Below are 20,646 nucleotides of genomic sequence, written 5' to 3'. Positions count from 1 at the left end.
CTGAAAGATTTCTTCGTTCCACTCTTGTTCTTTTGGAACAAAGGCGGTACACACCCCTCTGTTAAATGAGTCGGTAGCGGCTCTGGTCAAGCGCAGGAGGGAATGTCATGGCGGCAAGTCTGAAACTCGTAAAAGACAAGGAAGTCGACGTGGATCGTCAAAAGGCACTTGATGCCGCACTCGCGCAGATCGATCGCGCCTTCGGCAAGGGCTCGGCGATGAAGCTGGGCCAGAAGGAAACGATGAACATCGAGTCGATCTCCACCGGATCGCTCGGGCTCGACATCGCGCTTGGCGTGGGCGGTCTTCCCAAGGGACGGGTCGTCGAAATCTACGGGCCCGAAAGCTCGGGCAAGACCACGCTCGCATTGCATGTCATCGCCGAGGCGCAGAAGGGCGGCGGGACCGCCGCATTCGTCGATGCCGAACACGCGCTCGATCCGGTCTATGCCCGCAAGCTTGGCGTCGATATCGACGAGCTGATCGTCTCGCAGCCCGACACAGGCGAGCAAGCGCTCGAGATCGTCGACACGCTGGTCCGTTCCAACGCGATCGACGTGCTGGTGATCGATTCGGTCGCGGCGCTGGTGCCGCGCGCCGAAATCGAGGGCGAGATGGGCGACAGCCATGTCGGGCTCCAGGCCCGGCTGATGTCGCAGTCGCTGCGCAAGCTGACCGGCTCGATCAGCCGCTCGAAATGCATGGTGATCTTCATCAACCAGCTGCGGATGAAGATCGGGGTGATGTACGGCAATCCGGAAACCACCACCGGCGGCAATGCGCTCAAGTTCTACGCCTCGGTCCGGCTCGACATCCGCCGCACCGGCGCAATCAAGGATCGCGACGATGTGGTCGGCAATTCGACCCGCGTCAAAGTGGTGAAGAACAAGGTCGCGCCGCCGTTCAAGCAGGTGGAATTCGACATCATGTATGGCGAAGGCATCTCCAAGACCGGCGAGATTCTCGATCTCGGGGTCAAGGCCGGGATTGTCGAGAAATCGGGCTCCTGGTTCAGCTACGACAGCATCAGGATCGGTCAGGGTCGCGAGAACTCCAAGACCTATCTGAAGGAAAATCCTGAAGTTAGCGACCGGTTGGAAGCCGCCATTCGCGGCCGCACCGACGAGGTCGCCGAGAAGATGATGGCCGGTCCTGACGCTGAGGACTGATCGCATTTTCTCAAGCGGGCGCCGCAGCCGACACCGCTCGGCTGTCCCCATAAGCGGCGCCCGGACACGCGGAAAGCCGCCGTGCGCAAGGCCAGTCCCCATAGGACGCCTTGCCGCGGCGGCTTTTCGCTGCGTGCCTCTGGTGCCGTACCCTGCGATCCCATTGGCGGTCTGGAGATGACCGTGGCCGCGCCCGCCGCCATGGCCTAGGGCCGTTCCGAACCAGCAAAGGAATCCCGCCATGACCGTGACCGTGCATCATCTCAACAACAGCCGCTCGCAACGCGTGCTCTGGCTGCTTGAGGAACTCGGCGTCGATTACACGATCGTCTCCTATCAGCGCGACGCGACCACCAATCTCGCGCCCCCCGAACTCAAGCAGGCGCATCCGCTCGGCAAATCCCCGGTAATCGAGGACGGCGACCGGATGGTGTCGGAAAGCGCCGCGATCATTCAGTATCTGTGCGAGCGCCATGGCGGCGAGAGCTGGCTCCCGGCACGCGACAGCGCGCAATGGGTCGAATTTCTCGAATGTATGCAGTTCGGCGAGAGCAGCTTCTTCGTCCCCGTCATGCTCAAGCTCTATAGCGCGCGGCTGGGCGAGGCGGCCGCGCCGCTGATGCCGCGGATCGATGAGCAGCTCGAGGCGCATGTCCTGTTTACCGAACGACAGCTGGGCGAGGGCCTGCATTTCGTCGGCGACGACTGGTCCGCCGCCGATGTGCTCATGAGCTTCCCCGCCGAAATTGCGGTGATGCAGGGCTATGCCGAGCGCGCACCCAAGCTTGCGCGCTTCGTCGAGGCGATCCACGCCCGCCCGGCCTGGCAGCGCGCCCGCGAACGCGGCGGACCCTATTTCGTCTGGTAGGGTCGATAATGGGGTGGCGATCGCGGCCTTTTGATGACGGTAGGCGGCTTTCCGCGCTTGTCGCTCGCGCGGCGATTGCCTAACTGCGCGTCATGACTTCGACCAACGACATCCGCCGGTCCTTCCTCGACTATTTCGCCGCCGCCGATCACGCCGAGGTCGCGTCCGCGCCGCTCGTGCCGTTCAGCGATCCCACGCTGATGTTCGTCAACGCCGGGATGGTGCCGTTCAAGAACGCATTTACCGGTCTTGAGACCCCACCGAGTCCGCGCGCGACCAGCAGCCAGAAATGCGTCCGCGCCGGGGGCAAGCACAATGATCTCGACAATGTCGGCTACACCGCGCGGCATCACACCTTCTTCGAGATGCTCGGCAATTTCAGCTTCGGCGATTATTTCAAGGAGCAGGCGATCGAGCACGCCTGGAACCTGCTCACCAAAGAGTGGGGCCTGCGCTCCGACCGGCTGACCGCGACAGTCTATCACACCGACGATGAAGCCTTCGAGCTATGGCGCAAGATCAGCGGCCTGCCCGAAGAGCGGATCATCCGCATCGCCACCAGCGACAATTTCTGGTCGATGGGCGACACCGGCCCCTGCGGCCCGTGCTCGGAAATTTTCTACGACCATGGCGATCATATCTGGGGTGGTCCTCCGGGTTCGCCCGAGGAGGATGGCGACCGTTTCGTCGAAATCTGGAACCTGGTCTTCATGCAGTTCGAGCAGCAGGCCGATGGCACCCGCGAAGCGCTGCCAAAGCCCTCGATCGACACCGGTATGGGGCTGGAGCGCATCGCCGCGGTGCTGCAGGGCGTCCACGACAATTACGACACCGACACCTTCAAGGCGCTGATCGCGGCGGGCGAAAGCCTGACCGGCGTGGCCGCGCAGGGCGACAACACCGCCAGTCACCGCGTGATTGCCGATCACCTTCGCTCGACCGGGTTCCTGCTCGCCGATGGCGTGCTGCCGTCCAACGAGGGTCGCGGCTATGTGCTGCGGCGGATCATGCGCCGCGCGATGCGCCATGCCCATCTGCTCGGCACCGCCGAACCGCTAATGCATCGCCTCGTCCCCGCGCTGGTCACGGAAATGGGCCAGGCCTATCCTGAACTGCAGCGCGGTCAGGCGCTGATCGAGGAGGTCCTCGAGCGCGAGGAAACCCAGTTCCGCCGGACGCTCGACAATGGGCTGCGGCTGCTCGACGAAGCAACCGCCGATATGGGCGAGGGTGGCACGCTGGATGGCGAGACCGCGTTCAAGCTCTACGATACCTATGGCTTCCCCTACGATCTCACCGAGGATGCGTTGCGCAGCCGAGGGATCGCGGTCGAACGCGAAGGGTTCGACGCGGCGATGGCGCAGCAGAAGGCGGCGGCGCGTGCGGCGTGGAAGGGTTCGGGCCAATCTGCGAGCGAGGAAGTCTGGTTCGACATCGCCGATCGCGAAGGCTCGACTGAATTCACCGGCTACAGTTCGACCACGGGCGAGGGCGCGGTGGTCGCCATCGTCAGGGACGGGACCGAAGTCGAATCGGCCAGCGAGGGCGATACGGTGATCCTGCTCACCAACCAGACCCCCTTCTATGGCGAGAGCGGTGGCCAGACGGGTGACGCCGGTCGGATATGGACCCCCGAGGGGCTCGAAATCGCGGTCGAGACCACCAACAAGCCGCTCGGGCGGCTGCACACCCATATCGGGCACGTGACCAAGGGCAGCGTGAAGCGAGGGGATGCAGTCCACCTCGCGGTCGACGCCACGCGGCGCGACCGCATCCGCGCCAACCATTCCTCGACCCATCTGCTCCACGCCGCGCTGCGCGACCAGCTCGGCGAGCATGTTACCCAGAAGGGATCGTTGGTCTCCGACGACCGCTTCCGCTTCGATTTCTCGCACCCCAAGCCGCTGGCCGCTGCGGAGCTCGCCGCGGTCGAGGCCGAGGTCAACGCCGAGATCCGCGCCAACGAGGCGGTCCAGACCCGGCTGATGACCCCCGACGACGCGGTCGCCGCCGGCGCGCTGGCGCTGTTCGGCGAAAAATATAGCGACGAAGTCCGAGTGCTCTCGATGGGCACCAGGCGTGATGGCAGCCGGAGCTACTCGGTCGAACTGTGCGGCGGCATCCATGTGCATGCGACCGGGGACATCGGGTTGTTCAAGATCGTCGCGGAATCCGCGGTCAGTTCGGGTGTGCGTCGGATCGAGGCGATGACCGGCGAGGCTGCGCGCCAATGGCTGACCGAACGCGACCAGGCGCTGCAGTCGATCGCCGCCATCTTACGCACCTCGCCCGACGAGGCGGCTGCACGGGTCGAGGCCCTGGTCGATGAACGCAAGAAGCTCGACAAGGAACTGTCCGAAGCGCGGCGCGCGCTGGCGCTATCGGGCGATGGCGCGAGCAGCGGTGCTGCCGCAGCCGAAGACGAAGACATCGGCGGCATCGCATTTTCAGGCAAGGTTATCGAGGGCCTTGACCCCAAGGACCTGCGCCCGCTGCTCGACGAGGCGAAGAAGCGGATGGGCTCGGGCGTCGCAGCTATCTGCGCGGTCAACGATGGCAAGGGTGCATTCGCCGTCGGTGTCACCGACGACCTAACCGATCGGATCGACGCCGTGGCGCTGGTGCGCGACGGCGTTGCCGCTCTCGGTGGCAAAGGCGGCGGAGGTCGTCCCGACATGGCACAAGGGGGCGGGCCCGATGGGGCGAAAGCGGCGGACGCCATTGCTGCGGTGCGCGAGGCATTGGCAAGGCAGTCCGCCTAGTTCGGGCACTCTAGCGGCTCGGCGTTTCCTTGGTCACGCCGCCGCTGCCCTGTTCGATATCCATCCCGCCGGTGTCGCCCGGCTTGTTGCGATGCTTGCTGGCGGCATTGCCGCTCTTGAGCGGATCCTGAACGTTCTGCGGCTTGAACTTCTCTTTGTTCGGGGTCGGCTTGGTCGGGTCGTTGTCGGCCATTTCGATTTCTCCTTTTCAACCCAACGCATGGGGTGGCGGAGAGTTCACCGATCGGCTGAGGCGAGTCAGGATTGCGTGGTGCTGGTGCGCAGCTTGGGTTTGTAGCCCAACGCACCCTCTTCCTCGATCTGCACGCGATATTCGTCGCGCTTCTCGTGGATCGAGGCGATCACCGGACCCATGGGGACCCCGATATCGACCAGCACTGCCTCGCTGAGCTGGAGCGAGGCTTCGAGCGCTTCGGGCACTGCGTGGCTGGCCCCGGCTCGATAGAGCTCCGCCGCGTGCCGGGTGTCGCGCGCGCGAGCGACGATCAGCAGATCGGGATATTCCTTGCGCAGCCGCGCCACCAGCCGCTGCGCGAGCACCGGTTCGTCCATGGTAAGCACCACCGCCAGCGCGTTCTCGACCCCGAGCTTGCTGAGCGCCGCGCCGCGCGCCGCATCGCCGAAAGTGGCACGAATGCCAGCGCGCTTGGCGCTGGCGATGAGATCGGAGTTGGAATCGAGTGCAACATAAGGCTTGCCGTGCTTCTCCAGCATCCGCGCGATCAGGCGACCGACACGGCCTGCGCCGATGATGATGACGCGCGGTTCGCCTTCATCCTCGGGTGGCAGGTCGGGGATCGCTTCGACCCGGCGCCCAATGACACGCCCCAGACGCGCCAGAAGCGGCGTTACAGTGAGCCCTATAGCAGTGACGATCTGCCAGAACTGCGCAGTGCCAGGCTGGATCAGCAATGCCGATCCTGCGGCCGCAAGCACGATCAGCGTGGTTTCAGACGGGCTTGCCATCAAAATACCGGTCTCGGCGGCGGTCGAGCGCCGCGCGCCCATCAGCCTCAGCAACATGCCTGTCACCAGTGCCTTGAAAACCAGCACACCCACCACGGCAGCGGCAACCGCGCCGATATTTTCCCAGATCGTGGTGAGATCGATACTCATCCCCACGGTGATGAGGAAAATGCCCAACGCCAGGCCCTTGAACGGTTCGATGATACCTTCGACTTCGGTGTGGTATTCGGTCTCGGCGATCAGCAGGCCGGCGATCAGGGCGCCGACGATTGGCGACAGACCCGCCAGCGCGGTGGCCAGGCTGGCCCCGATCACCACCAGCAGGCTGGCGGCGAGAAACAGCTCCGGACTCTTGGTGCGCGCGGCTTGCGCGAACAGGCGGGGCAGGGCGATCCTACCGGCGACCAGCAGGACGGTAATTACCGCCGCGCCGAGCAGAAGCGTGTCGAGCAGTCCCTCCCAGCCTTCGGCCTGCGCGGTGGGACCCATGGCGCCCAGAATGAAAATGATCGGGACGATCATGATGTCCTCGAACAACAGCATCGACAGCGCTGCGCGCCCGACCGGGCTGTTGGTCCCCGAGATCGGCAGGACGATCGCGGTGGAGGAAAAGGCGAGCGCCAGACCCAGCGCCAGCGCACCGGTCCAGTATTGACCCATCATCCCGAGAAAAATCGCCAGCAAAGTGCCGATGATGAGCAGTTCGAGCGCGCCAAGTCCGAAGACGAGCCTGCGCATCTGCCACAATCGGTTGAAACTCAGTTCCAGCCCGATCGTGAACAATAGCAGGATGATGCCGAGCTCGGCAAAGGGCTCCAGCGCCTCCGGATCGGTAATGGTAATATGGGTGAGCCAAGGTCGCTCGAACACCAGCTGGCCGAGGCCATAGGGTCCTACCGCGATGCCGATCAGGATGAAGCCGATAACCGGGGTGATGCGAAAGCGGGTGAAGATCGGGATCACGAGCCCCGCCGCGCCCAGAATCACCAGCGCATCGGACATCATCGGGGTTGCTTCGATTTCGCCAGCCATGCCTATCGACTAGCCGGGGCACGGCTCCGTGTCACCACGCGCAGGTTTCATCTCGCGCAAATGCGTCACCCGCCGCCGACGGAGTGAGGCCCCAGCGGTTCGGTGCGCGGGCGGGTCTTGCCCGGGTGGTCGCCATCCTCGTCCCATTCGATGCGATAGAGGTCGAAGCGGCGATCGGCGAGATTGCGCACCGTGCCCTCGGCGCGGGCCCAGGAGAGATCGGCGAGGTTGACGTCGCTGATCGTCAGCGTCTCGACGTTCTCGGTCGCCTCGGCGGCGATCCCGTCGCGCGCGAAGGGAAAGTCGCACGGCGTCAGGATGCAGCTCTGGGCATACTGGATGTCCATGTTGGCGACATTGGGCAGATTGCCGACATTGCCGCTCATGACGACGAAGCACTGGTTTTCGATTGCGCGCGCCTGTGCGCAATAGCGGACCCGCAGATAACCCTGGCGGCTGTCGGTGCAGAAGGGGACGAAGATGATCCGCGCGCCCTCGTCGGCCAGCTTGCGCGACAGTTCGGGGAATTCGGAATCGTAGCAGATCTGCACGCCGATCGGGCCGCAATCGGTCTGGATGACGTTGATCTTGTCGCCACCGCGGATGTTCCACCAGTAACGCTCGTTGGGCGTGGGGTGGATCTTTTCCTGCTCGTGGACCGAACCATCGCGCAGGCAGACATAGGCGACGTTGTGAATGTCGCCGTCATCCATCCGGGTAGGATGCGAGCCCGCAATGATATTGATATTGTACCGCATGGCGAAGTCCGAAATGTCGGTCTTCAAGCGCGGTGTGTATTCCGACAATCGCTCGATCGCCTCCATCGGCGACAGCTCCTTCTCCTCGAAGCTCAGCAGCATCAGCGTGAAGAGCTCGGGGAAGACGATGAAGTCGGCTTCGTAGTCGCTGGCGACATCGATGAAATAGCGGATGGCGCGCAGGAACTCGTCGTAATCCTTCACCGCGCGCGCCTGCAGTTGGCAGGTGGCGACACGGACCGATTCGACCCCGCGCGGGATGCGCATTTTCACGGGCGTATCGCGCTCGATATAGGGGTTGCGCCAGACCATCTTGACGGCGTTCCCGGCCGAGCGCTTGTCTTCGGGCAGATAGCCCTCGAGAATGCCGACCGCCTCGAAACCATTTGCAAGCTGGAAGCGCAGCACCGGATCGTGGATCTTGCCCGCAATCACCTGGTCGAGATAATCCTGCGGGCCATCGACCTTGCGCTGGTGGCGGCGGTAATTGGGCATCCTGCCGCCAAACACGATCCCGGTGAGTTCGCGCTCCTCGGCCAGTGCGCGGCGTTCCTCGTAGAGCCGCCGCCCGATGCGAACGCCGCGGACCTTGGGATCGACGCACATTTCGTAGCCGTAGAGCCAATCGCCGGTCGGATCGTGGCGGCTACCATAACCATTGCCCGAAATTTCGTCCCAATCATGCGGCGCGAAGACCACCGGCTCGGGCAATTGCATCGAGGCGCAATAGCCGACGACTTCCTCGTCGAGCAGCGCGACGAAGCACCCTTCGGGGAAGTTGTTGATCTGCCCGCGGATCTCGCTCTGCTTGTAGGCGGGCAGATCGTCATAGGCGCGGCGCACCAGCGCGGCGATGCCGCGGATGTCCTTGATCATCGCCTGCCGAACGATCAGCCGCGCCTTGCCGACCTTCTCGCCGCTCTTGCGAGCCGAAGGGCGTGTTCTCGGAGCTTTCGCCATTGAATTCAGCTCCCTGTAGGCTGGGCTGGAGCCTTAGCTCCAGTTCGCCATTTCCTTCTCGAGATTGTCGACGATCGCCTGGAAGAACTGCTCGGTGGTGAGCCAGTTCTGCTGCGGACCGATCAGCAGGGCCAGATCCTTGGTCATCTGCCCGCCCTCGACGGTTTTGATGCAGACCTTCTCGAGGGTCTCGGCAAAACGCACCACATCGGGGGTGTCGTCGAACTTGCCGCGATACATCAGGCCGCGCGTCCAGGCGAAAATGCTGGCGATCGGGTTGGTGCTGGTCGCCTTGCCTTCCTGGTGCTGGCGGTAGTGGCGGGTCACGGTGCCATGCGCGGCCTCGGCTTCCACCGTCTTGCCATCGGGGGTCATCAGCACGCTGGTCATCAGCCCGAGCGAACCGAACCCTTGCGCTACGATATCCGACTGGACGTCACCGTCGTAATTCTTGCAGGCCCAGACGAACTTACCGCTCCATTTGAGCGCCGAGGCGACCATGTCGTCGATCAGGCGGTGCTCGTAGGTGATCCCGGCCTTGGCGAAATCAGCCTTGAATTCGGCGTCGAAGATTTCCTCGAACAGGTCCTTGAAACGCCCGTCGTATTTCTTGAGGATGGTGTTCTTCGTCGAGAGATAGACCGGCCATTTGCGATCAAGACCATAGGCGAAGCTGGCGCGTGCAAAATCGCGGATCGAATCGTCGAGATTGTACATCGTCAGCGCGACACCCGGGCTGGGGAAGTCGAACACATCGATATCGATGTTCTTGCCGTCCTCGCCCTCGAAGACCATCCGCAGCTTGCCCTTGCCGGGGATCAGCGTGTCCTTGGCACGGTACTGGTCGCCGAATGCGTGGCGGCCGACCACGATCGGGTCGGTCCAGCCGGGGACCAGGCGCGGCACGTTGTCGATCACGATTGGCTCGCGGAAGACGACGCCGCCCAGGATGTTACGGATCGTGCCATTGGGGCTGACCCACATCTTCTTGAGGCCGAATTCCTCGACCCGAGCTTCATCCGGCGTGATGGTGGCGCATTTGACGCCGACGCCGTGTTCCTTGATCGCGTTGGCGGCATCGATGGTGATCTGGTCGTCGGTCTCGTCGCGCTTCTCGATCGAGAGGTCGTAATATTTCAGGTCGATGTCGAGATAAGGCAGGATCAGTCGCTCGCGGATCCATTCCCAGATGATCTTCGTCATTTCGTCGCCGTCGAGTTCGACGACCGGGTTCTTGACCTGAATTTTTTGCATGAGTGCCCTGCTTGTCTAGAATGTCAGTCGGATAGTGAGTCCCGCGCGCTTTAGCAGAGCGAGGGGAGGGCGCAAGGCGAGGGGCCCGACAGTTAGGGCGCGGTCTTGGGTCTGAAAGAGAATGCGCCGGAAACCCACACCCGGGCTGGGCACGGCCAATCTTTCGGCCATCAGCCGGCCTCCGCTCCGACAATGACGCCAAATCGCCGTGATTCAACGGGGCCGTGAACCAGCCTCTTTTGGAAGGTCGTCGCGTGCTGCTGCTTCCGGTCGGTTTATGGTGCCGCGGCGGCCGACACGTAGTGGTGCCGGCTAGAGGATTCGAACCCCTGGCCCCCTGATTACAAATCAGGTGCTCTACCAACTGAGCTAAGCCGGCTATCGGCCAGCGCCTTTCAATCAAACCGCGCCGAAAGTCCAGCCTTCGGTGCGTGCGATCGCCGGGGTGAGGCCGGGGGGATTCCAGCGGCGTGGGTTGTCAGCGACCGCGCGCAGCCAGGCTGCGGCAAGGAGGGCGTCGGTGGCGTGATCGTCGATTGGACCGGTGGCTTCGACTTCTGGAGAGTCGAGCGCCGCCAAAGCCTTGTTCAACGCTTCATAGCTGCGCATCTTGGCCCGACCGGCGCTGCGCCCCGCCTCGCACGCCGCAAGCGAGGTGTAGATTTCGACAATTGCGGACCCTGTGTCGAGCAGTGGATCGACAGGCCAGACCGGCAGATGGCCGCGCAGCCGATGCAACATCCGCATGCCCGTCAGCGAGGATTTGCCCACCTGCGCCGCGCCGACGAGGTTGAAATTGGAATAGGGTTTGCAGCCCATCGCGGCCTGCGCGTGCTCGGTGACGCGGAAGCGGCCGCGACCGTGCGCGGCGTCGTCGCAATCGAAGCGCGCCCCGGTTTCGCTGCCGTCGCGGAAATAGGGGCGGATTGCGGGATGCGCGACGACGCTGTTCGCGGCGAGATGCGGTTCGTCGGCGGCGATCGCATCGATCAGCGCCCACAGCGCGGGCGCGTCGAGCGGCGTGCCCGTCCAACCGGGGAAATAGGCGCCGCAATCCGCGCTGGGCAGCGCGATACCAAGGTCGAGACCGACCAGCGTGTCCGGCGGCAATGCGTCGCGCAGGATGGCGAGCACCTCGCCGCGGCTCCAGCCACGCTTGCCTTCCACGAGCACCGGCGGCCCGCCTTGAGCATCGGCCAGCGCCAGCGCGATGCCCTTGTGGCGCTCGCCTTTCGCGCCCGACCAGTCGATGGCGAGGAAATGCGAGAACCGCCTCACCCGCGTTCGCGCCGCAGCTTGTCCCAATAGTCCATCCGCTTGGCGATCTCGCGCTCGAAGCCGCGCTCGACGGGTTCGTAGTAGCTTTGCGGCTCCATCTCCTCGGGCCAGTAGTCGTCGCCCGAAAAGCCTTCTTCGGAATTGTGATCGTAGGCGTATCCCGCGCCATAACCGATGTCCTTCATCAGCTTTGTGGGTGCGTTGAGGATATTGGGTGGCGGCATCAGGCTGCCGGTTTCTTTTGCGCTCTTCCACGCGGCTTTCTGCGCCTTGTAGACTGCGTTCGATTTGGGCGCGGTAGCGAGATAGAGGCAAGCCTGCGCCAGCGCCAGCTCGCCCTCGGGGCTGCCGAGGAACTCGTAGGCGTCGCGCGCCGCCATGCACTGGGTCAGCGCCTGCGGATCGGCGAGGCCGATATCCTCCACCGCCATCCGCACCAGTCGCCGCGCGAGGAAACGCGGCTCCTCGCCCGCGGTGAGCATGCGCGCGAGATAGTAGAGCGCGGCCTGCGGATCGGAGCCGCGCACTGCCTTGTGGAGAGCGGAAATGAGATTGTAATGCCCGTCGCGATCCTTGTCGTAGACCGCCACCCGGCGCTGGAGGAACCGGCCAAGCTCGGCGGGGCCCAGCGGCTGCTCAAGCTGCGCATGGTAGAGCGTCTCGGCCTGATTGAGCAGGAACCGCCCATCGCCATCGGCGCTGGCGACCAGGGCATCGCGCGCCGGGTCGGTCAGCGGGAGTTGCCCCTCGAGCGCTACAGCGCGGTCGAGCAGCTGGCCCAGCGCCGCGGCGCCCAGACGATGGAGGATGAGCACCTGCGCGCGGCTGAGCAACGCGGCGTTGAGCGCAAAGCTGGGGTTCTCGGTGGTCGCGCCAACAAGGGTTACCGTGCCACGCTCGACAAAGGGGAGGAAGCCGTCCTGCTGCGCGCGATTGAAGCGATGGATTTCGTCCACGAACAGCAGCGTCCGCTGGCCCGCCTCGGCGGCGCGGTCGGCCGCGGCGAAGGCTTTCTTGAGATCGGCGACCCCGGAGAACACCGCGCTGACGCTCTCGAAGCGCATGCCGACACTGTCGGCGAGCAGCCGGGCGATGGTCGTCTTGCCGGTGCCCGGCGGACCCCACAGGATCATTGAGGACAGCCGCCCCGCGGCGACCATGCGGCCGATGGGGCCTTCGGGGCCGGTGAGATGGTCCTGCCCGATGACCTCGCCGAGTGCAGCCGGGCGGAGGCGGTCGGCGAGCGGGGCGTCGGCGCGGGCGGGGGGTGTTGACACATCTGACACGGTGTCGGGGAAGAGATCGGCCATGGCGCCTATGTAGGACTTCCTCTGGGAGAATCCATCGCTGTGGCCCTTGTGCAAGGAGGTTGCGAAGACGCTTTGCAGCCGGTGCGGGGCAGGGTAAGTTGACGCTTTGGGGCAAGGGGGACGTTACTATGGCGACGCTTTCGACAAGGACACCGTGGCATTTGTGGGCGGTGGGGGTGATCTCGCTGGCCTGGAACGCCTTCGGGGCGAACAATTACCTTCAGACGCAACTGGGCAATCTGGCCTATATCGAGGGCATGGTGGCCGGCACGGGGGTGAGCGCCGCGGAGGCTTTGGCCCATTATGGCGCCTATCCCGCATGGGTGCACGCTGCCTGGGCGCTGGGCGTCTGGGGCGCGGTTCTGGGCTCGCTGCTGCTGTTGCTGCGCCAGCGCTTTGCGGTCTGGGCCTTTGCCCTGTCGCTGCTCGGCCTGGCGGGAACGGCGTTCTATCAGGTCACCAGCGAGCAGCCCGAGTGGGTCACCGGCGGTTCGAGCACGGTGATATCGATCGTCATCTGGTCGATCGCCAGTTTCCTGCTGATTTATTCGGTCAGCATGAAGAACAAGGGCGTGTTGCGCTAGCCCCTGTCAGCCGCGCTGCGCCAGGAGCCGCAGATAGGTGTCCACGACCGCCTGATTGATTGCGTCCCAGGAATAGGCGCGGGCGCGACGCTCGCCCGCCTTGCCGTGCGTGCGCAACAGCGCCGGGTCGGTGCAGTAGGGGGCGAGCGCGCGCGCGAAGGCGGCGGCATCGCCGGGGGGTACCAGCGCACCGGTCTCGCCGTCCAGCACAAGGCTGGCCGCGCCGGTCGCGCCGGCGGCGACCACGGGCAGCCCGCTGGCCATGGCTTCGAGCGTGACATTACCGAAGGTCTCGGTGACCGAGGGGTTGAAGAAGACATCCGCGCTCGCCAGCGCGCGGCCGAGATCGCGCCCGGTCTGGAAGCCGACGAAGCTGGCGCCCGGCAGCGCTTCCTCGAACCAGTCGCGCGCCGGTCCGTCGCCGATCACCAGCACTTTGTGCGCGACCCCCATCCGGCGCAGTTCGGCAATCGCCGCGGCGAAGGTGTCGAGCCCCTTTTCCATCACCAGCCGCCCGAGGAAGGCGATGGCGACGTTTCCATCCGCAAGGCCCTGCGCGGCTCGCCATTCGGGATCGCGGCGCGAGGGATCGAAGGTCTCGCGATCCACCCCGCGCGACCAGATCGAAATATCGCGATGCATCCGCTGCGCTTTCAATTCGGCGATCTGGCTATCGGATGGCGCCACCAGAGCGTCGCAGCGGTTGTAGAAGCGGCGCAACATCGCCTCGACTGCGGGTTCGAGGAAGCCCAACCCGTAATAGCGCGGATAGGTCTCGAACCGCGTGTGGACCGAGGCCAGCACCGGGATGCCCTGCCGCCGCGCCCATTTGAGCGCCGCGTGACCGCCCGGATCGGGCGAGGCGATGTGCATCATGTTGGGCGCGAATGCCGCCAGATCGGCTTTCACCCTGGCGTCAATCCCGGTCGCCATGCGGTATTCGCCACGCCCCTTCACCGGCATGCGGATATTGGGGAGATCGACCAGATCGCCGGTCGGTTCGAAATCGGGTTCGGGGACGGTGGGGGCATAGACGCGCACCGCCGCACCCTGCGCGAGCAGATAGCCCACCAACCGGTTCAAGGCTTGGTTCGCCCCGTCGCGGGTATAATTGTAATTGCCGCTGAAGAGGGCGATGCGAAGATCGGTAACATCCATGCTGCGCGCGCCCATAGGCGAGCCGCAAGGTTTTGGCGAGACAGGACGTAAGAGCGCCAACACGCCCTGATGCACTCACCGTGTCCCGCAACCACCCTGTCGATGGAATCCCGTTTCGTATTGACTTGCTGCGGCGCAACATTAGGTCCGGCGCCGGGCCACGCGGTCCCAACGCCGCGCGAGCTCTCTGCGAGGAGAGAATACATGACTGCCAATACCGAACCGGCGATCAAGCCGGAACGTCCCTATTTTTCTTCGGGACCCACCGCCAAGTACAAGGGCTGGGCGCTTTCCAAACTCCAGACCGAATCGCTGGGCCGCTCGCACCGGTCGAGCGTTGGCAAGGCGCGGCTGAAACACGCCATCGACCTGTCCAAGGAATTGCTCGGCATCCCCGAGGACTATCTGGTGGGCATCATGCCCGGGTCCGACACCGGCGCGCTCGAATGCGCGATGTGGACCATGCTCCACCCCGACCGTCCGGCGACCGTCGCCGCCTGGGAAAGCTTCGGCAATGTCTGGATCCAGGACGCGGTCAAGCAGCTCAAGCTGCCCAGGCTGACCACGCTCGACGCCGATTACGGCGAAATTCCCGATCTTGCCTCGATCCCGCAGGGCGACGATGTCGTCTTCACCTGGAACGGGACCACTTCGGGCGCCAAGATCCCCGACACCGACTGGCTCGCCCCGGGCCGCGAAGGCGTGACTATCAACGATGCCACCAGCGCAATCTTCGCGATGGAGATGGACTGGCCCAAGCTCGACGCGACGACCTACAGCTGGCAGAAGGTGATGGGCTCCGAGGCGCAGCACGGCATGCTGATCCTCAGCCCCAAGGCGGTCGAGCGGATCGAGAACACCGATCCTGAATGGCCGCTGCCCAAGCTGTTCCGCCTCAAGAAGGGCGACAAGCTCAACCGCGCCATCTTCGAAGGCGCGACGATCAACACCCCCAGCCTGCTCGCGACCGAGGACTATATCCTCGCGCTCGAATGGGCGAAGTCGATCGGCGGGCGCCAGGCGATGTTCGAACGCGCCGATGCCAATGCGAAAATCGTGACCGACTGGATCGAGGCGACCCCGTGGCTGCGCAACATGGTCCCCGATCCGGCGCAGCGCACCAACACCGGCGTGTGCTTCGTCTTCCAGGGCGACTACTACGAGAGCCTCACCGAGGACGAGCGGGCCAAGGTGCCTGCGCGCATCGCCAAGATGCTCGAGGATCGCGATGTCGGCTATGATTTCAACGGCTATCGCGACGCGCCGCCGAGCCTGCGCATTTGGTGCGGCGGAACGGTCGAGCAGGAGGATCTGAAACGCCTGCTGCCGTGGATCGAATGGGCCTACGCACGACTGCAGGCCTGAGCCACGCTCGGCGCACTCCGGCGAAAGCCCGGAACGCGCCCCCATTGTTGCGACATTCCCCAGACAGATCCCGCATTATGCCGGGACGACGAGGTAGACCATGACCAAGCCCAAAGTCCTCATTTCGGACAAGATGGACCCCAACGCCGCGCGCATTTTTGCCGAACGCGGCTGTGAGGTGGATGTAAAGCCAGGGATGACCCCGGAAGAGCTCGAAGCCTGCATCGGCGAATACGACGGACTCGCGATCCGCTCCTCGACCGTGGTGACGCCGGCGATCCTTGACGCCGCAACCAACCTCAAAGTCATCGGCCGCGCGGGTATTGGCGTCGACAATGTCGACATCCCCTATGCCAGCGGCAAGGGCGTGGTGGTGATGAACACGCCCTTCGGCAATTCGATCACCACCGCCGAACACGCGATCGCCATGATCATGGCGCTTGCCCGTCAGATCCCCGAAGCCAATGCGCGCACCCAGGCCGGCGAATGGCCCAAGAGCGCGTTCATGGGCGTGGAAGTCACCGGCAAGACGCTGGGCCTGATCGGGGCGGGCAATATCGGCTCGATCGTCGCCGCGCGGGCGCAGGGGCTGCGGATGAAGGTGATCGCCTATGATCCCTTCCTCACCCCCGATCACGCGGTTGAGATCGGGGTCGAGAAGGTCGATCTCGAAACGCTGCTGGCACGCGCCGACTTCATCACGCTGCACACCCCGCTGACCGACGAGACGCGCAACATCCTCTCGGCGGAGAACCTCGCCAAGACCAAGCAGGGCGTCCGCATCGTCAATTGCGCGCGCGGCGGGCTGATCGACGAGGCAGCGCTCGCCGAGCTGCTCGGTAGCGGCCACATCGCGGGCGCGGCGCTCGACGTCTTCGCCACCGAACCGGCCAAGGAAAGCCCGCTGTTCGGCCAGCCCAATTTCATCTGCACCCCGCATCTGGGCGCCTCGACCACCGAAGCGCAGGTCAATGTAGCGCTGCAGGTGGCCGAGCAGATGAGCGATTTCCTGGTCGATGGCGGGGTGAGCAATGCGCTCAACATGCCCAGCCTCAGCGCCGAGGAAGCGCCCAAGTTGCGCCCCTATATGGCGCTCGCCGAGAAGCTGGGCAGCCTGGTCGGCCAGCTTGCGCATGGCAATCTGACCAAGATCAGCATCGAGCGCGAAGGCGCGGCGGCGGGGCTCAACGGCAAGCCGATCACCGGCGCGGTGCTGGCGGGCTTCATGCGCCGCTATTCGGAAAGCGTGAACATGGTCAACGCGCCCTATCTCGCCAAGGAGCGCGGGCTCGAGGTCAGCGACGTCCGGCACGAGCGCGAGGGCATCTACCAGACGCTGCTGCGCGTCACCGTGGCGACCGAACAGGGCGAACGTTCGGTTGCGGGCACGCTGTTCGGCACCGATTCGCCGCGACTGGTCGAGATCTTCGGGGTCGGCATCGAGGCCGCGCTCGAGGGCCACATGCTCTATATCGTCAACGAGGACGCGCCAGGCTTCATCGGCCGGATCGGGACGCTGCTGGGCGAGCACGACATCAATATCGGCACCTTCCACCTTGGCCGCCGCGAGGCGGGCGGGGAAGCGACGCTGCTGCTCAGCGTCGATGCGCCGATCCCGGCCGAAGTGGTCAAGCAGGCCTGCGCGCTCGAAGGCGTGAAGCTGGCGATCCCGCTGGCGTTCTGAGCCGCGCGTTGGGAAACCGCTCGTCCCGAGCTTGTCGAAGCACCGCTTTATCTTCTAGCGCGGCTGCGCATTTGATGAACGGTCCCCGGCAGGCTCGGGGCGAAGCGAGTGAGTATCCATGACCCGACCCGATACGGCCCTGACCGACGATCTGCTGCCCGAAGGCCTGGAAGACCGCCTGCCGCGCGAGGCGGCGGCAGCGACGCGGGCCATGCGCGCGATCCTTTCGGCTATGGATGCGCATGGCTACGACCGGGTACGTCCGCCGCTGGTCGAGTTCGAGAAGTCGCTCGCAGGCCGGATGGAGGGGGTCCACACCCGCCGGATGGTGCGGTTTACCGATCCGGTCAGCCTGCGCACGCTGGCGCTGCGTTCGGACATGACGGTGCAGGTCGGGCGCATCGCCGCGACCCGCATGGCAGGCGCGCCTCGCCCGCTGCGGCTGTGCTACGGCGGCGAGGTCGCGACGATCCGCTCGGACCATCTCGACCCGGCACGCCAGCGGATGCAGCTGGGTGCCGAGCTGATCGGCAGCGACAGCGTCGAGGCCGCAGTGCAGATCGTGCTGCTGGCGTTGGAAGCATTGGAGGCGGCGGGGGTCTCAGGCGTTTCGGTCGATTTCACGCTGCCGGATCTGGTCGATACGCTGGCCGAAGCCGCGTTCCCGCTGGCTGGCGGCGAGGTCGAGGCTGTGCGCCGCGAGCTCGATACCAAGGATGCCGGCGGGCTGGCGCAGGTGCCGGGCGGAGAGGCCTATCTGCCGCTGCTCTATGCCGCGGGGCCGTTCTCCGAAGCGGTGGAGCGGCTGGCGGCGATCGACGCCAAGGGCGCGCTCGCCAGCCGGATCGCTGGCTTGCGCAGCATCGCCGCAGCGGTCGGCGACCGCGCGCGGCTGACGTTGGACCCGAGCGAGCGTCACGGTTTCGAATATCAGAGCTGGTTCGGCTTCACGCTCTACGCCGATGGCGCGCGCGGCGCGCTGGGGCGCGGCGGGACCTATGCGATCAAGGGCAGCGACGAGGTCGCGACCGGCTTCTCGCTCTATATCGAGCCGGTGCTGGACACGCTGGGAACGAGCGGCGAAGAGCCCCGTGCCACCGTGTTCCTGCCGCTCGCGCATGATCGCGATGCCGCCGCCGCGCTTCGCACGGTGGGCTGGCGCACGCTGGCGGCGGTCAGCGAAAGCGACGATGCAGCAGCGCTGGGCTGCACGCATCGGCTTGAGGACGGCGCGGCGGTCCCGCTCTAGCAGAACTCGCTGGGGTCGGGGCCCATCCGGCCTTCCGCGCTGTCGAGCGCATCGATCCGCGCCATCTGTTCGTCCGAGAGTTCGAACGACAATGCCTTGAAATTGGCCTCGATATGGGCGCGGCTGCTGGCCTTGGGGATGGTCGAGAACCCGTGCTGGATGTGCCAGCGGATGATCACCGCGCTGGCGGGCTGGCCGGTCTCCTCGGCGATGGCCTTGATCGCCGGATTGTCGAGCCCGTCGCCCTGGCCAAGCGGCGACCAGCTCTGTGTGACAATGCCCAGTTCCTCGTGGACCTTGCGCAGTTCGCGTTGCTGGAAGCTGGGGTGCAGCTCGATCTGGTTGACCGCGGGTGTGACGCCGGTTTCCTCGATGATGCGGCGCAGGTCCTGTTCGCGGAAGTTGGACACGCCGATCGACTTGGCCTTGCCCTCGTCGCGCAGTTCTATGAACGCTTTCCAGGTGTCGACGAACTCGCCCTTTTCGGGGCAGGGCCAGTGGATCAGCAGCATGTCGACATGATCGCGGCCAAGCCGCTGGAGGCATTTGTCGGCGGCCTTCTTCGCGCGCTCGAAGCCCTGGCTCTCGTTCCAGACCTTGGTCTGCAGGAAGATGTCGGCCCAGTCGCCGACGCCTTCGCCGACACCCTTCTCGTTCTGGTAGATCGCGGCGGTGTCGACCAGCCAGTAGCCGGTATCGAGCGCGGTGCGGACCGCCTTGGGCGCGTCGGCCTCGTCGATCTTGTAGGTGCCGAAACCCAGCTGCGGGATCTGGCGGTTATCGTTGAGGGTGAGGGTGGGATAGTCTGTCATAGGTTCTCCTTTGCCCTACCAATGTTACAGCGCGGCCAAGTTTCCCGAAACCCGCTTGCCCTGCCTCGGGCCAGCGCCTACCTGCCGCACCGTTTGTACTCTACCGGGTGAATTCTGCCAGATGGCCAATGTTACCGTAATCGGCGCCCAATGGGGCGATGAAGGCAAGGGCAAGATCGTCGACTGGCTCGCCAGCCGCGCCGATGCCGTGGTGCGTTTCCAGGGCGGGCACAACGCAGGCCACACGCTGGTGATCGACGGCACGGTCTACAAGCTCTCGCTGCTGCCCTCGGGCATCGTCTCGGGCACGCTGTCGGTAATCGGCAATGGCGTGGTGCTCGATCCCTGGGCGCTCAAGTCCGAGATCGAGAAGCTCGAGAGCCAGGGCGTCACCATCAACGACGACAATCTGGCCATTGCGGACAATTGTCCGCTGATCCTGCCGATGCATCGCGATCTCGACGGACTGCGCGAGACCGCGGCGGGCAAGGGCAAGATCGGCACCACCGGGCGCGGCATCGGACCGGCCTATGAAGACAAGGTCGGGCGCCGCGCGATCCGCGTCTGCGATCTGGCGCATCTCGACCATCTCGAACCCCAACTCGACCGCCTCTGCGCGCATCACGACGCGCTGCGCGCCGGTTTCGATCAGCCGCCGGTCGACCGCGAGGAATTGCTCGACCAGTTGCGCGAAATCGCGCCCTTCGTCCTGCAATACGCGCAGCCGGTGTGGAAGCGGCTCAAGAAGGTCCGCAAGGCGGGCGCCAAGATCCTGTTCGAGGGCGCGCAGGGCGTGCTGCTCGATATCGACCACGGCACCTATCCCTTCGTCACCAGCTCCAACACCGTCAGCGGCACCGCCGCGGCGGGCAGCGGGCTGGGGCCCAACAGCACCGGCTATGTGCTCGGTATCGTGAAGGCCTACACCACACGGGTCGGATCGGGCCCGTTCCCGACCGAGCTCTCCGACGAAATCGGCCAGCGGCTGGGCGAGCGGGGCCACGAGTTCGGCACCGTCACCGGGCGCCAGCGCCGGGTCGGCTGGTTCGACGCGGTGCTGGTGCGCCAGACCTGCTCGATCTCGGGCGTGACCGGCATCGCGCTGACCAAGATCGACGTGCTCGACGGTCTCGACCAAGTGAAGATCTGCACCGGCTACCGGCTGCACGGAAAGGTCTACGACTATCTCCCCAGCCACGCCGCCGACCAGGCTGCGGTCGAGCCGATCTACGAGACGATGGATGGTTGGCTCGAATCGACTGCGGGCGCGCGCAGCTATGCCGAGCTGCCCGCCAATGCGATCAAATACATCCAGCGCGTCCAGGAACTCATCGAGACCCCGGTAGCGCTCGTCAGCACCAGCCCCGAACGCGACGACACCATCCTGATGCGCGACCCGTTCGAGGATTGATGCGC

16 protein-coding genes and 1 tRNA gene are annotated in these 20,646 nt (G+C 65.0%); 8 read left to right on the top strand and 9 right to left on the bottom strand.

Translation table 11 applies throughout. The features are described 5' to 3' along the window. Window positions 1-107 precede the first annotated feature (107 nt). From recA to alaS, 3 genes are all read left to right on the top strand, one after another. A complete protein-coding gene (recA, locus tag ACWIKC_RS08445) occupies window positions 108-1,169 on the top strand; it encodes a recombinase RecA (RefSeq protein WP_454597066.1) in 1,062 nt (353 codons plus the stop codon). 241 nt (window positions 1,170-1,410) lie between these two features. Further along, on the top strand, window positions 1,411-2,037 hold the full coding sequence (locus tag ACWIKC_RS08440; RefSeq protein ID WP_454597065.1) for a glutathione S-transferase family protein: 627 nt from the start codon (window positions 1,411-1,413) through the stop codon (window positions 2,035-2,037). Window positions 2,038-2,129: 92 nt separating this feature from the next. Beyond that, entirely contained in the window at window positions 2,130-4,799 is a 2,670-nt protein-coding gene (gene alaS / locus ACWIKC_RS08435) for an alanine--tRNA ligase (RefSeq protein WP_454597064.1), read from the top strand. A 10-nt stretch (window positions 4,800-4,809) separates the two neighbouring features. Here alaS and ACWIKC_RS08430 read toward each other — a convergent pair whose 3' ends face one another. From ACWIKC_RS08430 to ACWIKC_RS08400, 7 genes are all read right to left on the bottom strand, one after another. Beyond that, entirely contained in the window at window positions 4,810-4,992 is a 183-nt protein-coding gene (locus ACWIKC_RS08430) for a hypothetical protein (RefSeq protein ID WP_454597063.1), read from the bottom strand. A gap of 65 nt (window positions 4,993-5,057) precedes the next feature. Beyond that, the gene (locus tag ACWIKC_RS08425) at window positions 5,058-6,818 is read right to left on the bottom strand and encodes a cation:proton antiporter domain-containing protein (RefSeq protein ID WP_454597062.1); all 1,761 of its coding nucleotides are present in this window, start codon (window positions 6,816-6,818) and stop codon (window positions 5,058-5,060) included. A gap of 65 nt (window positions 6,819-6,883) precedes the next feature. Continuing rightward, window positions 6,884-8,536 carry a GNAT family N-acetyltransferase gene (locus ACWIKC_RS08420; protein WP_454597061.1) on the bottom strand — a complete coding sequence of 551 codons (1,653 nt, stop codon included), beginning with the start codon at window positions 8,534-8,536 and terminating at the stop codon, window positions 6,884-6,886. 33 nt (window positions 8,537-8,569) lie between these two features. Then, window positions 8,570-9,790 carry an NADP-dependent isocitrate dehydrogenase gene (locus ACWIKC_RS08415; RefSeq protein WP_454597060.1) on the bottom strand — a complete coding sequence of 407 codons (1,221 nt, stop codon included), beginning with the start codon at window positions 9,788-9,790 and terminating at the stop codon, window positions 8,570-8,572. A 303-nt stretch (window positions 9,791-10,093) separates the two neighbouring features. Beyond that, a tRNA-Thr gene (locus ACWIKC_RS08410) sits at window positions 10,094-10,169 on the bottom strand. Window positions 10,170-10,189: 20 nt separating this feature from the next. Beyond that, a complete protein-coding gene (locus tag ACWIKC_RS08405) occupies window positions 10,190-11,068 on the bottom strand; it encodes a hypothetical protein (protein ID WP_454597059.1) in 879 nt (292 codons plus the stop codon). Then, window positions 11,065-12,378 carry a replication-associated recombination protein A gene (locus ACWIKC_RS08400; RefSeq protein WP_454597058.1) on the bottom strand — a complete coding sequence of 438 codons (1,314 nt, stop codon included), beginning with the start codon at window positions 12,376-12,378 and terminating at the stop codon, window positions 11,065-11,067. The genes ACWIKC_RS08405 and ACWIKC_RS08400 overlap by 4 nt, the downstream gene beginning before the upstream one ends. A 128-nt stretch (window positions 12,379-12,506) precedes the next feature. Here ACWIKC_RS08400 and ACWIKC_RS08395 point away from each other — a divergent pair, with 128 nt between their 5' ends. Continuing rightward, on the top strand, window positions 12,507-12,962 hold the full coding sequence (locus ACWIKC_RS08395; protein WP_454597057.1) for a hypothetical protein: 456 nt from the start codon (window positions 12,507-12,509) through the stop codon (window positions 12,960-12,962). Between the two features lie 6 nt (window positions 12,963-12,968). On the opposite strand, the gene ACWIKC_RS08390 is transcribed toward ACWIKC_RS08395, so the two are convergent. Further along, entirely contained in the window at window positions 12,969-14,120 is a 1,152-nt protein-coding gene (locus ACWIKC_RS08390; protein WP_454597056.1) for a glycosyltransferase family 4 protein, read from the bottom strand. Window positions 14,121-14,324: 204 nt separating this feature from the next. Between ACWIKC_RS08390 and ACWIKC_RS08385 the strand changes: the two genes are divergently transcribed. From ACWIKC_RS08385 to ACWIKC_RS08375, 3 genes are all read left to right on the top strand, one after another. After that, window positions 14,325-15,485 (top strand): phosphoserine transaminase, encoded by a 1,161-nt coding sequence (locus tag ACWIKC_RS08385; RefSeq protein ID WP_454597055.1) that lies wholly within the window; start codon window positions 14,325-14,327, stop codon window positions 15,483-15,485. Window positions 15,486-15,585: 100 nt separating this feature from the next. Beyond that, window positions 15,586-17,169 carry a phosphoglycerate dehydrogenase gene (gene serA, locus ACWIKC_RS08380; protein ID WP_454597054.1) on the top strand — a complete coding sequence of 528 codons (1,584 nt, stop codon included), beginning with the start codon at window positions 15,586-15,588 and terminating at the stop codon, window positions 17,167-17,169. A gap of 118 nt (window positions 17,170-17,287) precedes the next feature. Then, a complete protein-coding gene (locus ACWIKC_RS08375; protein WP_454597053.1) occupies window positions 17,288-18,418 on the top strand; it encodes an ATP phosphoribosyltransferase regulatory subunit in 1,131 nt (376 codons plus the stop codon). Here the strand turns inward: ACWIKC_RS08375 and ACWIKC_RS08370 are convergent. Next, a complete protein-coding gene (locus tag ACWIKC_RS08370) occupies window positions 18,415-19,230 on the bottom strand; it encodes an aldo/keto reductase (RefSeq protein WP_454597052.1) in 816 nt (271 codons plus the stop codon). The genes ACWIKC_RS08375 and ACWIKC_RS08370 overlap by 4 nt on opposite strands. 121 nt (window positions 19,231-19,351) lie before the next feature. Between ACWIKC_RS08370 and ACWIKC_RS08365 the strand changes: the two genes are divergently transcribed. Next, window positions 19,352-20,641: an adenylosuccinate synthase gene (locus ACWIKC_RS08365; protein ID WP_454597051.1), complete on the top strand. Its 1,290-nt coding sequence runs from the start codon at window positions 19,352-19,354 to the stop codon at window positions 20,639-20,641. The last annotated feature ends 5 nt before the right edge of the window (window positions 20,642-20,646 follow it).

The organism is Qipengyuania sp. SM2507 (assembly GCF_053714505.1).
The sequence above is the reverse complement of the archived record's forward strand: the minus strand, read 5'-3'. Positions and strand labels throughout refer to the sequence as shown.